Source organism: Streptomyces sp. WP-1 (assembly GCF_030450125.1).
Classification (GTDB): Bacteria; Actinomycetota; Actinomycetes; order Streptomycetales; family Streptomycetaceae; genus Streptomyces; species Streptomyces incarnatus.
Genome location: NZ_CP123923.1, coordinates 4,581,667 through 4,596,204, shown reverse-complemented (window position 1 = coordinate 4,596,204; position 14,538 = coordinate 4,581,667). Strand labels below are relative to the sequence as shown.

The following is a 14,538-nucleotide window of genomic DNA, read 5'->3' as shown; positions in this document are numbered from 1 at the left end:
GTTCTCGTCTACCGCAGGGGCCAGGCCCTCACACAGGACACTGGTACATGGTTCGGACAGGGCGCGCGCGTGGGCGCGCGGCGCATGGAGGAGGCATCGGTGGCGGGCGAGTCCCCCGACAGGTCGAAGCAGCGCGAGTCGTCGGCAGGAGCGACGTCGGGGAACGCGGATTCGGTTCCCGAGGCCCGTGATCCCCGCCTCGCGGTGGCCCGGGGCGGGTCCGGCGGGAGTGCGGGTTCCGGTGCCGGTGCGGGTGCGGGGCAAAAGGATTCCTCGAACGGCGGCACGGACACCGCGACGAAGGTGTTCCGCACGCGCGCCGCCGAGGAGGACACCGACCTTCGCGACGCGGTCTCGTCGTGGGTCCGGGACGCGGACGAGCCGGAGGCGTCGACGGACGCTGCCGCGAACGCCGCTGAGGGTTCCGGGGCCGAGGCGGGCGCGACGGGCGCGATAAGCGACGGCGCCTCCGGGAGCGGCACGGGCCCGGACGCCGGTTCCGGTGCGGACGCGAAGACGACCACCGAGGGCGACGACGCGGAGCCGGGCGCCGGTTCCGGTGCGAAGGGTGACGCCGAGGCTGACGCCAAGGCCGAGACCGGGTCCGAGGCTCCGGCGGGTGACGCGGACGCCGAGGCGAAGGCCGACTCCGGGCAGAAGGCTGCGGCAGGCGAGAAGGCCGCGCCCAGGGACGCGAAGGCGGGCACCGACGACGCCGAGGCGGAGGGCGAGGGCTCGAAGCCGGACGCCGACGTGAAGGCCGACGCGGGTGCGGAAGCCGGTGCGAAAGCGAAGGCCGACTCCGAGGCGAAGACCGGTGCCGGGGAGAAGGCCGGTGCCGAGGCGAAGGCCGGTGCCGACGCGAAGGCTTCGACGGGCGATGCCGCCGTTGCTGCCGCAACCCGCGCCAAGGCCGCCGCCGAGACGGCCGACGCCGAGGCGGAGGCCCTGGCGGACGACGCGGACGCGAAGAAGGCGGGCGCGGGCGCGGACGCGGGTGCCAAGGCCGACGCGAGCGCGAAGGCTCCGGCAGGCGCCGACCGCGCGGCCGACACGGGTGCGAAGGCGGACGCAGACGCGAAGGACGGCACCGACGCCGACGCGAAGGCTGACGCCGGTTCCAAGAGCGATGCCGGTTCCAAGAGCGACGCCAAGGCCGAGCGCGGCGCCGCGGCGAAGGCCGCCGACGGCGGAGCCGAGGCCGGGAAGGCGAACGGCGGGCACGCGGACGCCGACGGCGAGGAGGACCCCGAGGGGCCACCCGCGGCCGACGACGAGAGCCGCACGAGTGGTGCGGGCGGGAAGACGGCCGACGGCGGAGCCGAGGCACCGGCCGACGCCGGCGCCGCCGCCCGCGTGGACCAGCCGACCGCCATCTTCAAGGCCGTACGCCCCAAGGACCAGGTCGACCAGCCCACGACCATGCTCAAGGTCGGCACGGAGGGCAAGGAGGGCAAGGAGGGCACGAAGCAGGCCGAGTCCGAGGCCGAGCGCACCAGCAAGTTCGTCGCGCTCAAGGACGACGTCCGGCACAAGCCCAAGCCCAAGCCCGCGTCCACCGCCACGCCCGCCGACGAGACCACCGCCGTCCCCCAGGTCGGCCCCGAGCGCACCACCCAGCAGCCCCTGCCCCCCAAGCCCCCGCTCGACCTCCTCGCGGAGCTGACCAACACCCCGCCGCCCCCGGAGACCCCGGTCCGCACGGCCCTGCGGCGGGTCAAGATCTGGACCCCGCTGGTCCTGCTGCTGGTGATCATCTTCGCGGTCGTACAGACTCTGCGCCCCCTCCCGTCCCCCGCCCTCGCGCTGACCGCGAAGGACAGCTACACCTTCGCCGGCGGCCCGGTGAAGCTGCCGTGGCCGAACGAGGGCCAGGGCTGGATGGACGGCGACGGCATCGGCACGATGGACAGCTTCGGCAAGCAGACCCCCATCGCCATCGGCTCGGTCGCCAAGACGATGACCGCGTACATCATCCTGCGCGACCATCCGTTCAAGCTGGGCCAGGAGGGCCAGAAGATCAAGGTCGACCCGACGGCGGAGAAGGAGGGCGGCTACGACAAGAGCGACGACGAGTCCACGCTGAACACGGTCAAGGCCGGTGACTACCTCACCGAGAAGCAGGCCCTGTCGGCCATCATGATCCCGTCGGCGAACAACATCGCCCGCCTGCTGGCACGCTGGGACGCGGGCTCCGAGGCGGCGTTCGTCAAGAAGATGAACGCCACAGCCAAGCAGCTGGGCATGACGGGTACGACGTACACCGACCCCTCGGGTCTGAAGGAGACCACTGTCTCCACCGCCCAGGACCAGGTGAAACTCGGCCGTGCGGTCGTCAAGATGCCTGCCCTGGTCGCCATCACCAGCGCCGCCAGCTGGACCGACCCCTCCGGCAAATACCACGAGAACTACAACCACCTTCCCTACTGGACCGGCGCCATCGGCATCAAGACCGGCAGCACCACCGCGGCCGGCGGCAACCTCCTGTTCGCCGCCCGCAAGAAGGTCGGCGGCCAGACGGTGACCGTCGTCGGCGCGATCCTCGGCCAGCACAAGCCGTCGATCCTGGACACCGTCAACGCGGTCAGCAAGACCGCGCTGCTCGCCGCCGAGAACGCGCTGACCTCCGCGAAGGTCCTGAAGAAGGGCACCGTGGTCGGCTACGTGGACGACCAGCTCGGCGGCCGGACCCCGATCGTGGTCACCCGCGACGTCGCCGCGGCCGGCTGGTCGGGCCTGAAGGTCAAGCTGTCCTTCGCCTCCGACACCGTCCCGCACACCGCGAAGGCCGGCACCCGGGTCGGCACCCTCACGGTGGGCGACGGCACCGCGGCCGCCATCAAGGTCCCGGTGGCCCTCCAGCGGGATCTGGCCGAGCCCGGCTTCGGCGCGAAGCTCACCCGCATCGGCTGACGCCCGCCCCGCACACCCCGCGCACCCCGTCACGGCGCCCCACCCGGGAGCCCCGTGGCGGGGTGCGTGCTAGCGTCACGAATCGGGGCAGGTCGCCGGTTCCCGGGACACGGCCGCGAACTGGACGAGAAGCGGCCGGGACACCGAAGAAAACGGCCGAGAACAGAAGACGGGAACACGGGGAGTGCCTTCAGGTGGCCACTGCGGAGCCGACACGCGCCGACGACGCCGGACCGGGCCCGGAAAACGGCCCACGAATACGCCTGTCCACGCCTGACGCGGACACCGGCGCGAAGGGTCGTACGAGCGTCCCCGCGAGCGGTCGTACGACCGTACCCGGCGGCCGCCGCCTCACCCGCCTCCTCGCACCCCTCGAACCGCTCCGCGCCCGTATGCTGCGCCACCCCGTCCTGTGGGTCACCGCGCTCGCGGGCGTGCTGCACATCATCTGGTTCTTCACGTTCGCGAACAGCGGCGGCGATCTCGCGGCGCAGGACGCCTGGGCGGAGTTCGTCGGCCGGCACCCGGACTCGGCGTACAACCTCGCCTGGTACGGGGGCATGCACCCGGTGTCGTACAGCGTGGTGTCGCCGTACCTGATGGCCGTGCTCGGCGTCCGTACGACGATGATGATCGCCGGGACCGTCTCGGCGGGCCTGCTGACGCTGATCCTCATCCGCAGCCGGGCCGTGCGGAACCCCCTGTGGGCCTCGATGGCCGGGGTCTTCGCGCTGCTGTGCAACGCGATGTCGGGCCGGGTGACCTTCGGGCTGGGCACGATGTTCGCGCTCGGCGCGGTCGCGGCGGTGTTCTGCTGGCCGTACCGCTGGCGGCACAGACGGTGGGCGAAGGCGGCGGTGGCGGCTCCGCTGGCCGGGCTCTCCACCATGGCCTCGCCGGTCTCCGGGCTGTTCGTCGGGCTGGTCGCGGTCGCGCTGTTCCTGCAGAAGCGACGGCCGGGCGCGTGGGCGCTCGGGCTGGCACCGGCGGCGGTGGTGGCCGCGTCGTACTTCCTCTTCCCCTTCTCCGGCACGCAGCCGATGACGGTCGGCTCGGTGAGCCTGCCGCTGGTGTACGGCCTGCTCTGCCTGTTCCTGGTGCCGAAGGAGTGGATCACGGTCCGGCTGACGGCGGCCGTCTACAGCGCCATGGTGGTGGCGGTGTGGGTGGTCAGCTCGCAGATCGGTTCGAACATCTCGCGGCTGCCGATGCTGTTCGCGGGCGCGACGCTGATCGCGGCGCTGCCGTTCACCGTGCCGAGGTCGCGGAAGTGGTACGCGACGGTGGTGGCGTTCCTCGGGTTCGTCGGGTGGATCGGCTACAAGTCGGTCGACGACATCGTGCACACGACCCCGACCGCGTCCTGGGCGCACGAGCTGGCGCCGCTGGTCAACCAGTTGCAGAAGGTCGGCGCGGAGCGGGGGCGGGTGGAGGTCGTACCGGCGCGTTCGCACCGCGAGGCGTCCGCGCTCGCGCCGTACGTCAACCTGGCGCGGGGCTGGAACCGGCAGGCCGACATGGAGCGCAACCCGCTCTTCTACGACGACACGCTCAACTCGGCGAACTACCACGAGTGGCTCCAGCGGTGGGCCGTGCACTTCGTGGTGCTGCCCAAGGACAACCCGGACGGGGACGGCGGCGAGCGCGAGCGGCAGCTGCTGCGACGCGGGATGCCGTACCTCACGCAGATCTGGGGCGACGCCAACTGGCAGCTGTTCCGGGTGACCGACCCGACGCCGCTGGCCGAGCCGAACGCGCGGGTGGACCGTGCCGAGCAGGGCGAGATGACCCTGGACGTGCGCAGGGCCGGCCGCATCCTGATCCGGATCCCCTACTCCCCCTGGCTCAGCGTGGTCGACGCCCACGGCAAGAGCCTGAAGGGCCCGCAGGTGATCCCCTCGCCGCCGGGCACGGAGAAGAAGTACCGCAACGTCAACGGGTGCCTCATGGAGACCCCGCAGGACGCGAACGGCGACAAGTGGACGATGCTGGTCGCGCCGCGCGCGGGCACGTACCGGCTGGCCGCCCCGTACCAGCTGCCCCGGGGCACACCGTGTCCCGACGCCCTGAAGTAGGCCCCTGCCCCAGGCCCTACCTCGGATACCGGGCCAGCCAGCCCGGTGCCGAGCCCGCCGGGCCGTGCAGGGCGGGGCCCTGGGTCATCTCCATGGCGAAGTCGTCGGCGAGTTCGAGGACGGTGGGGCGGCCCTCCAGTTCGGCGAGCCAGGCCGGGGGGAGGGCGGTCTCGCCGTGGAGGGCGCCCAGCAGGGCGCCGGTGAGCGTGCCGGCGGCGGCGGAGGGGCCGCCCTGGTTGACGGCGAGGCACAGGCCGTGCCGTACGTCCTCGCCGACCAGGGCGCAGTAGACGGCGGCCGCGAGCAGCCCGTCGGCCATGCCGTCGCCGGTCAGTTCCGCCACCCGCGCGGGGCTCGGCATGCCCTGCCGTACCGCGCCGAGCGCGTGCCGGAGGGCGTCGGAGACCGGCTGGTGGCCGGGGCGGACGGCGAGCAGGGCGAGGGCCTGCCGCACGGCGCCGTCCAGGCTCTCGCCGCGGGCGAGTCCGTGCACGATCACGGCGAACGCGCCCGCCGACAGATACCCGACCGGGTGGCCGTGGGTCTGCGCCGCGCACTCCACCGCGAGCTGCACGACGAGCTGGGGCTCCCAGCCGACCAGCAGCCCGAAGGGCGCGGAGCGTGCGACCGCCTCCGGCCCCTGTTCGCCCGGGTTCTTGGGCTTGTCCAGCGTGCCCATCTTCTCGTCGCCGAACCCGATGAGCAGCGCCCTGCTCGGCTCCCGGCGGGCGTACAGCCACTCCTCGCGGGCCAGCCAGCCGTCCTCCGCGCGGCGCTCGTCCGGCCCCCAGTCCCGCTGGGTGGCGGCCCAGCGCAGATACGCGCGGTGCAGATCGGTCGGCGGGTGCCAGGCGCCGGTGTCGCGGCGCACCTGCGCGCGGATCAGCCCGTCCACGCTGAACAGGGTCAGCTGGGTGTGGTGGGTGATGGTGCCGCGCCGCCCGTGCCCGGCGGTGAGGTCGAGCAGCCCCTCGGGGCCGTGGGCCGCGCGGATCTCCGCCAGGGTGAGGGTGTCGACGGGCCCGCCGAGCGCGTCGCCCACGGCGGCCCCCAGCAGGGTGCCGCGCACCCTGCTGCGAAAGTCCTGCTGCTCGGCACGGCCCCAGACGGCACCGGTCGTCGTCGCCACCCAGACCCTCCTCAGGCACCGTCCGCCCGCACGACGGTCCGCACTCTAATCGACGGCGGAGAGGGCCCCCGGTGGGCCGGGGCGACCCTCACGGGTCATTCACGTCCACCGATGACCGCTTCGACACCATCCAGAATGCGATCCAGCCCGAATTCGAGCGGATCGACACCGTCCGGCCCCGGGAGGCGGCCCGCCGGTGATGTACTCCGCGCTCGGGTCGTAGTCCCAAGCCCAGTCCGTCACCGTCCGGCCTCCGCCTCGGCCGCATCGCGGATCGCCCGGATCTCGGTTGCTGAGCGTTGGTCGTGGCTTCGAAGAGGTGCTGGGTGGGCACGGGGAGCCGGCTCGGGGCCATACGCGCCACCGCCGCCCGCAGCGCGTCCGGGGTCAGTTCGGGCATGGGGATCAGCACCGGCGGAGCCGACAGTACGACGGTGACCCGGCGCTCGTCGTCGGTTCCGCTCCCGCCCTCATGCCACCGCCACGGACGTACGGCAGTCGCGGCAGCGGCCCGGTTCGGGTGCGCGGAAGGCACGTTCGCAGCCGTCGCAGGTCTGGAGGGGAGTTGGACGAGGTGCCGTGGCGGCGCGAGGGGGTGGGGCGGGGAGGTGCGGGGGGAGCTGGGTGGCAAGGCGGTGGGAGAGGAGGGCCGCCGGGTGTTTGATCGGGTCCTGGGGCAGGCCGGACGTCAGCAGGTGGGTGACCGCCGTCGGCGGCACACCACGCTCCAGCCACTCGGTGACGGCCGGAGCCAGTCGGTGCACGTCTCGTTCCGCCAGCAGAAGCCGTGGGTCGTGGGCACGCAGCCCTGCGAGGAGGTCGACCGCGGGCGTGCGCCGATCCGGGGCCGGGGGCGGACCGGGTGCGGACGCCGGTACGGCCGCGGGGGTGGGCGGGGGCGCGGACGCGGGCGCCGACCCGGGGTCGGCCTCGGGCTCGGCGAGGGGCGGCGCCGCCGCTCGCAGCGCGCTGCGGGGCTTGTTGTACGAGATCGCCCGGGTCCTCACTTGTCCCGATTGAAGACGCTCCCTGGGACGCGCGAGATATCCGTGTTCTTCCAGCTCCCGCAGCGCCGCCGCGATCCGGATCTCGCCCTCGCGGAACTTCGCCGCCAGCGCCTTGATGCCGATCGGGGTGCCCTCGGGCAACGACTGGATGTGCGTGGCCAGGCCGATCGCCGTCAGCGACAGTTCCGGGTGCTGGGCCAGGTGATTGCCGACGACGGTGAAGTTGTCGTGATGCGGCTCGTTCACATGGGTGACGCCCGACGAATGCCGGGGCGTGGGGCGCGAAGGCGCGTTACGCTGCTTGTCAGTCACGGGGAAGCCTGTGTTCTTCCTTGGTGATCAGGCCCTCGCATTGGGATGCCAGTCCCGGCGAGGGCCGATGCATGTCTACGGGTTGGCATCGCTGACGCTGCACCACAAATGCCCCGCCGCGCCAGTTTCGTCCGGCATATTCACTCCGCCGAGTGAGTGACGGGGGCGGTGGGGGCGGGTTCGGTTCTTTCCCCGGTTCTTTGGTCTTCTGGGATCGCGCCCCACCGGGTCATGGACCACCGCGTCCCGGCACGAGCCGCACCCGAAGGCAACCCTGGCCGCCGCCTCCCTGCCCACCGGATCGCGGAGCCCGAGGTCCCGGTCAGATGGGGGGTGGTCTCCCGAAGGTGATTTCTTCCGATCCGGCCATCCGGCTTGCTGACTCTCCCTAGCCTGGGCGTGACATGGGACACACGGAGGGTGAGCATGGAGGATGAGGAGGCCGCGGCCGTACTCAAGACGGTCGGGCGGCAGATCAAGCTGTGGCGCGAGGCAGCCGGGCTGAGGCAAGGGGAGTTGGGCGCGCTCATCGGGTACAGCGAGGAGATGGTCTCGTCCGTGGAACGCGGACGACGAGCTCCCAAGCCCGAGTTCCTGGACGCGACCGACGAAGCGGTCGGCGCGGGCGGGAAGTTGTCCGCGACGAAGGAGGACGTGGAGAAGGCCCGGTACCCGAAGAGCGTCCGGGATCTGAAGAAGCTGGAGGACGAGTCGGTCGAGCTGAGCGCCTACGCCAACCACTATGTGCACGGCCTGTTGCAGACCCCCGCCTATGCGAGGGCCATGTACAACACTCGGCGCCCGTCGTACACAGAAGAGGAGATCGACAGCCGCGTCGGTGCCCGCCTGGCACGACAGGAAGTCTTCGATCGGGTGCCGAGGCCGTCGATCACCTTCGTACAAGAAGAGGTGACCCTGCGGCGCCCCATCGGCGGTCGTGCGGTACTGCGGCAGCAACTGGAACACCTCTTGGAAATGGCCCAGTTGAGGCACGTAGAGATCCAGGTGATGCCAACTGATCGAGAAGACCACGCGGGCATGAGTGGGTCGTTCCGCCTGTTGAAGCTCCAGGACGGCACGACGGTGGCCCACGAGGAAGGGCAGGCTTACAGTCGATTGCTCAGCGATCCCAAGGAAGTTCAGCTCCTTGAGATCCGCTATGGAATCATCCGAGCGCAGGCTCTCCCGCCCCGGGAGTCGCTGACGTTCATCGAGAAGGTACTGGGAGAAGAGACGTGAGCACCCCCACTCTGATGTGGTTCAAGAGCAGCTACAGCAACAACGAGGGCCCCGACTGCGTCGAGGTGGCCGTCGCCCCCGCCACCGTGCACGTCCGCGACTCCAAGGACAAGGACCGCGCCCGGCTCACCGTCGGCGAGGCCAGCTGGGCGGAGTTCGTGGAGTTCGCGGCTCACTCCGCGTAACACGCCTGGATCGCGTCCCGGGCCGACTCCACAACCGCCAGGCGGAGGCGGTCGGTTCCGGGGGCGGTGTGGACCCCCTCTCCATGATGGCGCAATGGCAGTGCGTCATTCGGTCTGTCGCCAGGGGAGAATCCAGCCATGACCACCACCGACCCCACGCGGCGCTCCAGACTCTCCAGTCACGGGCTGGCCGCCGGTGTACTCACCGGGATACTCGCGCTGTACATCGCCCTCGTCGCGTTCGGCAACATCACGGACTTCGGGACGAACCAGCAGTTCGTACGGCATGTGCTGGCGATGGACAGCACCTTCAAGGACCACGATCTGATGTGGCGGGCGATCACCAGCACCGCGCTCCAGGACACCGCCTACGTCCTGATCATCGCGTGGGAGACGGTGGCCGCGCTGGTCCTGATCTGGGGCACGTACCTGTGGGTGGCGCGCCGGGACGAGGCGTTCGCGCGGCGCGTTTCCACCTATGGGCTGCTGATGCTCCTGCTGCTGTTCGGCGCCGGGTTCATCGCGATCGGCGGTGAGTGGTTCGCGATGTGGCAGGCGAAGGCGTGGAACGGCGAGGACTCCGCCACCCGCGTCTTCCTGCTCAGCGGGGTGGCGTTGATCGTCAATCACCTGCCGGGCAACGGCAAGGAAGCCCCTACTACTTGACCACCGTCACGTTCGTGCCCTGATCACCGAAGGACCACAGGGCGGCGCCGTCCTGCTTGCGCATGCGGATGCCGCCCAGTTTCTTGCCCTCCGCCGGGGGCGGCGAGGCGCCGTCCAGGGCGTTGGAGAAGGCCACGTTCACGCCGTCCACCTTCGTGAAGTACATGACGTGCTCGATCTCCACGCCGTCCGAGCCCTTGAGGGACTGGGTGCGGAGCGTGATCGAGTAGCGACCGGGGGCGGGGGGCACCGTGCCCGGCCACACCTCGAACGTCCTGATCTCCTTGCCGGTCGCGTCGACCAGCCACAGCCGCTTGGCCGCGAGCGAGTACACGATCCGGCGGCCGTCCCCCGAGTCCGCCGGCAGCGCGGGCGGCCCCGCCGGCGGCTTCGGCTCGGCCGAGCCGTGTGTGCTCGCCGACGCGGACGTGCTCGGCTTCACGCTGGCGGCCGTGGGATGCGGCCCGTGCTCCGCCTGCACGGCGAGGGCGACGACGGCCACGGTCGCCCCCACCGTCAGACCGGAGACCCAGGCCCAGGAGGGCAGTCGGGCAGCCACGGGTACGCATCTCCTCCGCTATGGGTCCCCCACACGGTCCGGGGGTCGGATCATCGTACTCAGTCGCCCCCGCGCCCCGTACCGGTCGCCCCCGCCCCGTGCCCCGGCACCACGGGCCCGGTGCTCAGTCGAGCACCGGCAGCAGCTCGGGGAGGTGGCCGTCGGAGGCCGCCGCCGCGTGCCGCCGCTCGTCCGGCACCTCGCCGTAGAGCGTCGTCCGCGGTTTCGCCGGGCGCCCGGCCGCCTCCGCGACGGCCACCAGGTCGCGGACGGACTTGTACGAGCCGTACGACGAGCCCGCCATCCGGGAGATCGTCTCCTCCATCAGGGTGCCGCCCAGGTCGTTCGCGCCGGAGCGGAGCATCTCCGCCGCGCCCTCGGTGCCGAGCTTGACCCAGCTGGTCTGGATGTTGGGGATCCAGGGGTGCAGGAGGAGGCGGGCCATGGCCGTCACCGCGCGGTTGTCGCGGGTGGTCGGGCCGGGGCGGGCGATCCCGGCGAGGTAGACCGGCGCGTTGGTGTGGATGAAGGGCAGGGTGACGAACTCGGTGAAGCCGCCGGTCTCCCGCTGGATCCCGGCCAGGGTGCGCAGATGGCCGAGCCAGTGGCGGGGCTGGTCGACATGGCCGTACATCATCGTGGAGGAGGAGCGGATGCCCAGCTCGTGGGCGGTCTTCACGACCTCGATCCAGGTGGCCGCGGGCAGCTTGCCCTTGGTGAGGATCCAGCGGACCTCGTCGTCCAGGATCTCCGCGGCCGTGCCGGGGATGGTGTCGAGGCCCGCCTCCTTCGCGGCCGTCAGCCACTCGCGGATGGACATGCCGGTGCGGGTGGCGCCGTTCACGACCTCCATCGGGGAGAAGGCGTGCACATGCATGCCGGGGACGCGCTCCTTGACCGCCTTCGCGATGTCGAAGTAGGCGGTGCCGGGCAGGTCGGGGTGGATGCCGCCCTGCATGCACACCTCGACCGCGCCGACGTCCCACGCCTGCTGGGCGCGGTCGGCGACCTGGGACAGGGAGAGGGTGTAGGCGTCGGCGTCGGTACGGCGCTGGGCGAAGGCGCAGAAGCGGCAGCCGGTGTAGCAGACATTGGTGAAGTTGATGTTCCGGGTGACGATGTACGTCACCTCGTCGCCCACCACCGACCTGCGCACGTCGTCGGCGATCCGGCACAGCGCGTCCAGCGCCGGGCCGTCCGCGTGCAGGAGGGCGAGGGCCTCGGCGTCGGTCAGCCGGGTGGGGTCGTCGGCCGCGGTGCGCAGGGCCTCGCGCACATCGGTGTCGATGCGCTGCGGCGCCATCCCGGGAGCGGCCGCCTCGCGCAGGGCGTCCCAGTCGCCGTACACCTCGTCGTAGTCGTCACGGCGGTCGGTCGTACGGCCCTCCGTGTCGATGGTGCGGTGCAGATCGGTGCGGCCGGTGGGCGTGAAGGTGTCCTCGGGCTCCTGCCAGGGCAGGCCGGTGGGCAGGGCGTCGGGGCGGGCCAGGCCGGTCTCCGGGTCGGCGAGCGCGGCGACGTGCGGACGCAGCCGGGGGTCCAGCCAGGGCTCGCCGCGCCGGACGAACTCCGGGTAGACGCAGAGGCGTTCGCGCAGCTCGAAACCGGCGGTGCGGGAGCGCCGCGCCAGCTCTTCGATCTGCGGCCAGGGGCGTTCGGGGTTGACGTGGTCGATGGTCAGGGGCGACACCCCGCCCCAGTCGTCGATGCCCGCGCCGATCAGCCGCTCGTACTCGCCCTCGACCAGGTTCGGCGGGGCCTGGAGGCAGCCGGCGGGGCCCATGATGTGCCGGGCGACGGCGATGGCAGCGACCAGTTCGTCCAGTTCGGCGTCCGGCATGCCGCGCATCGCGGTGTCCGGCTTGGCGCGGAAGTTCTGGATGATCAGTTCCTGGATGCCGTGGTAGGCGCGGGAGACCTTGCGCAGCGCGAAGAGGGACTCGGCGCGCTCCTCGTACGTCTCGCCGATGCCGATCAGCAGCCCCGAGGTGAAGGGGACGGAGGAGCGGCCCGCGTCCTCCAGCACCCGCAGCCGTACGGCCGGTTCCTTGTCCGGGGAGCCGTGGTGGGGGCCGCCGGGCTCGGACCACAGGCGGGTGGCCGTGGTCTCCAGCATCATGCCCATGCTCGGCGCGACCGGCTTCAGGCGCTGGAAGTCGGTCCAGCTCATGACGCCCGGGTTGAGGTGGGGCAGCAGGCCGGTCTCCTCCAGGATGCGGATGGAGATGGCGCGGACGTAGGCGATGGTGTCGTCGTAGCCGTGCGCGTCGAGCCACTCGCGGGCCTCGGGCCAGCGGTCCTCGGGCTTGTCGCCGAGGGTGATCAGGGCTTCCTTGCAGCCGAGCGCGGCGCCCTTGCGGGCGATGTCGAGCACCTCGTCGGGGGACATGAACATGCCGTGACCGGCGCGGCGGAGCTTGCCGGGGACGGTGACGAAGGTGCAGTAGTGGCACTTGTCCCGGCACAGCCGGGTCAGCGGGACGAAGACGCTCTTCGAGTAGGTGATGACGCCGGGACGGCCCGCCTGTCCGAGGCCCGCGTCACGCACCCGGGCCGCGGAGGCGGCGAGGTCGGTCAGGTCCTCGCCCCGGGCCTGGAGCAGCACCGCGGCCTCGGCGACGTCGAGGGCGACGCCGTCACGGGCGCGTTTGAGGGCGCGACGCATGGAGTTCTCGGTGGGACGGCCGGGTCCGGGGGTCGCGGAAGTCGTCATGGCTCCACGATACGTAGGGGATGATCAGGACGGACGGGGGACGAGGAGCGGCGCCGCGGGACGGCGGGGGCCCGGTCTCCTTTTCTTCCGGGGGAGTTCATGTACGGCGCGCACCATGAGGCCCATGTGTGACGACACGCACGATCACGCCCGGGGAATCGCCAGGCGCGCGCTGTTCGTGAGCGGCGCCGCCACTGCCCTTACGTGGGGAACCGTGAACTTCGCGGCGGCGGACGGCCAGGGCCAGGAGGGCCAGGGTCAGCAGACGCGGACGGTGCGGGGCACCCTGCCGCCCGGCGCCCCCGACTTCGTGTACGTACCGGTCGAAGTGCCCTCCGGGGTACGGGAGTTCAAGGTCTCCTACACCTACGACCGGCCCTCGGTCCCGGCCGGCACCCAGGGCAACGCGCTCGACATCGGCCTCTTCGACCAGCACGGCACCGAGCTGGGCGGCAAGGGCTTCCGGGGCTGGTCGGGCGGCGCCCGCACGGAGTTCTTCGTACGGGCCGACGACGCGACCCCGGGCTACGTACCGGGACCGGTGCGCGCGGGCACCTGGCACATCGCGCTGGGCCCCTACACGGTGGCGCCACAAGGACTGCCGTACGAGCTGACGATCACCCTGACCTATGGCGAGCCCGGCGAGACCCCCCGCCCGGTGTACCCGCCGTCCCGGGCCAGGGGGCGGGGGCGGGCCTGGTACCGGGGCGACTGCCATCTGCACTCCTGGTACTCCGACGGCCGCCGCACCCCCGCCGAGATCGCGGCCCTCGCGCGGGCGGCGGGCCTGGACTTCATCAACTCCTCGGACCACAACACCCATACGTCCCACCCCCATTGGGCGGACGAGGCCGGTGACGATCTGCTGATCATGCTCGGCGAGGAGATCACCACCCGCAACGGGCACGTGGTGGCGCTCGGCACCGAGCCCGGCACCTTCGTGGACTGGCGCTACCGTGCCCGCGACAACCGCTGGGCCCGCTTCGCCCGCGACATCCGGCGCGCCGGGGGCCTGGTCGTACCGGCCCATCCGCACGCCACCTGTGTCGGCTGCGGCTGGAAGTTCGGCTTCGCCGAGGCGGACGCCGTGGAGGTGTGGAACGGCCCCTACACGCCCGACGACGAGGTGACCCTCGCCGAGTGGGACAACCTCCTGGTCGCCTCGGTGCGGCAGGGCCGCCCCTGGCTCCCGGCGATGGGCAACAGCGACGCCCACCGCGACCCGGACGCGGTCGGCCTCCCCCAGACCGTCGTCCTCGCCGACGATCTGACCCGCCGGGCCGTCCAGGAGGGCATCCGCGCGGGCCGCTCCTACGTCGCCGAGTCCCGGCACATCACCGTCTCCCTCACCGCCACGGGCGGGCGGGGGCGGCAGGCGGGCATCGGGGAGCGGCTGGCGCTGCCCGCCGACGCCCCGGTGACCGTCCGGCTCGCCGTCACCGGCGCGCCCCGCTGCACCCTCCACCTCGTCACCGACGAGGGCACCCTGTGCACGAGCGACCCCCTGCCGGTGTCGGGCGCGGGCACGGTGGAATGGCGTACGACCCCCTCCTACGCGGCGTACGTGCGTGCCGAGGTCCGCCACGAGACGGCGGCGGGGCCGGTGCCGGGGGCGCTGGCCGCGTTCACCAACCCGGTCTTCCTCGGGGCTTCCTGAGGCGGCGCTTCCCGTGGAGGCGGGCGGCCGGCTGCGGCATCCTGGGCCGGGCGACCGCCGCCCCGCAGATCCCGCAGAAGGTT

The 14,538-nt window shown here is 72.1% G+C and carries 10 protein-coding genes; 6 read left to right on the top strand and 4 right to left on the bottom strand.

The genetic code is table 11. The features are described 5' to 3' along the window. The first annotated feature begins 84 nt into the window (after positions 1 to 84). Together QHG49_RS20140 and QHG49_RS20135 are read left to right on the top strand one after the other, a co-directional pair. Positions 85 to 2,913: a D-alanyl-D-alanine carboxypeptidase gene (locus QHG49_RS20140; RefSeq protein ID WP_301490574.1), complete on the top strand. Its 2,829-nt coding sequence runs from the start codon at positions 85 to 87 to the stop codon at positions 2,911 to 2,913. Between the two features lie 194 nt (positions 2,914 to 3,107). Continuing rightward, the gene (locus tag QHG49_RS20135; protein ID WP_186337742.1) at positions 3,108 to 4,988 is read left to right on the top strand and encodes an MFS transporter; all 1,881 of its coding nucleotides are present in this window, start codon (positions 3,108 to 3,110) and stop codon (positions 4,986 to 4,988) included. 16 nt (positions 4,989 to 5,004) lie between these two features. Here the strand turns inward: QHG49_RS20135 and QHG49_RS20130 are convergent, their stop codons facing one another. Both QHG49_RS20130 and QHG49_RS20125 read right to left on the bottom strand, forming a co-directional pair. Then, positions 5,005 to 6,117, bottom strand: coding sequence for an ADP-ribosylglycohydrolase family protein (locus tag QHG49_RS20130; protein ID WP_159702309.1), 1,113 nt, complete (start codon positions 6,115 to 6,117; stop codon positions 5,005 to 5,007). A 470-nt stretch (positions 6,118 to 6,587) separates the two neighbouring features. Continuing rightward, the gene (locus QHG49_RS20125; protein ID WP_301490573.1) at positions 6,588 to 7,436 is read right to left on the bottom strand and encodes a helix-turn-helix domain-containing protein; all 849 of its coding nucleotides are present in this window, start codon (positions 7,434 to 7,436) and stop codon (positions 6,588 to 6,590) included. Between the two features lie 426 nt (positions 7,437 to 7,862). On the opposite strand from QHG49_RS20125, the gene QHG49_RS20120 reads away from it, so the two are divergent. The 3 genes from QHG49_RS20120 to QHG49_RS20110 all read left to right on the top strand — a co-directional run bounded on the left by QHG49_RS20120 (position 7,863) and on the right by QHG49_RS20110 (position 9,526). Continuing rightward, positions 7,863 to 8,675, top strand: a complete 813-nt coding sequence (locus tag QHG49_RS20120) for a helix-turn-helix transcriptional regulator (protein WP_159702315.1) — start codon at positions 7,863 to 7,865, stop codon at positions 8,673 to 8,675. Further along, positions 8,672 to 8,860 (top strand): DUF397 domain-containing protein, encoded by a 189-nt coding sequence (locus QHG49_RS20115; RefSeq protein WP_370530488.1) that lies wholly within the window; start codon positions 8,672 to 8,674, stop codon positions 8,858 to 8,860. Before QHG49_RS20120 ends, QHG49_RS20115 begins: the two co-directional genes overlap by 4 nt. A 138-nt stretch (positions 8,861 to 8,998) precedes the next feature. Next, positions 8,999 to 9,526: a DUF2165 domain-containing protein gene (locus QHG49_RS20110; protein WP_145485964.1), complete on the top strand. Its 528-nt coding sequence runs from the start codon at positions 8,999 to 9,001 to the stop codon at positions 9,524 to 9,526. Here the strand turns inward: QHG49_RS20110 and QHG49_RS20105 are convergent. Both QHG49_RS20105 and QHG49_RS20100 read right to left on the bottom strand, forming a co-directional pair. Next, complete coding sequence (locus QHG49_RS20105; RefSeq protein WP_159702318.1) at positions 9,519 to 10,085, bottom strand: hypothetical protein; 567 nt, start codon at positions 10,083 to 10,085, stop codon at positions 9,519 to 9,521. The two genes, QHG49_RS20110 and QHG49_RS20105, sit on opposite strands and share 8 nt — an antisense overlap. Positions 10,086 to 10,209: 124 nt before the next feature. Next, positions 10,210 to 12,798, bottom strand: a complete 2,589-nt coding sequence (locus tag QHG49_RS20100; protein ID WP_301490572.1) for a bifunctional FO biosynthesis protein CofGH — start codon at positions 12,796 to 12,798, stop codon at positions 10,210 to 10,212. 124 nt (positions 12,799 to 12,922) lie between these two features. Between QHG49_RS20100 and QHG49_RS20095 the strand changes: the two genes are divergently transcribed. Continuing rightward, entirely contained in the window at positions 12,923 to 14,455 is a 1,533-nt protein-coding gene (locus QHG49_RS20095) for a CehA/McbA family metallohydrolase (protein WP_301490571.1), read from the top strand. The last annotated feature ends 83 nt before the right edge of the window (positions 14,456 to 14,538 follow it).

What these genes read in the sequence shown, in the direction of transcription:
- QHG49_RS20110 (WP_145485964.1), top strand. Translation starts at nt 8,999, where the DNA reads ATGACCACCACCGACCCCACGCGGCGCTCCAGACTCTCCAGTCACGGG.
- QHG49_RS20100 (WP_301490572.1), bottom strand. Translation starts at nt 12,798, where the DNA reads ATGACGACTTCCGCGACCCCCGGACCCGGCCGTCCCACCGAGAACTCC.
- QHG49_RS20095 (WP_301490571.1), top strand. Translation starts at nt 12,923, where the DNA reads ATGTGTGACGACACGCACGATCACGCCCGGGGAATCGCCAGGCGCGCG.
- QHG49_RS20140 (WP_301490574.1), top strand. Translation starts at nt 85, where the DNA reads ATGGAGGAGGCATCGGTGGCGGGCGAGTCCCCCGACAGGTCGAAGCAG.
- QHG49_RS20120 (WP_159702315.1), top strand. Translation starts at nt 7,863, where the DNA reads ATGGAGGATGAGGAGGCCGCGGCCGTACTCAAGACGGTCGGGCGGCAG.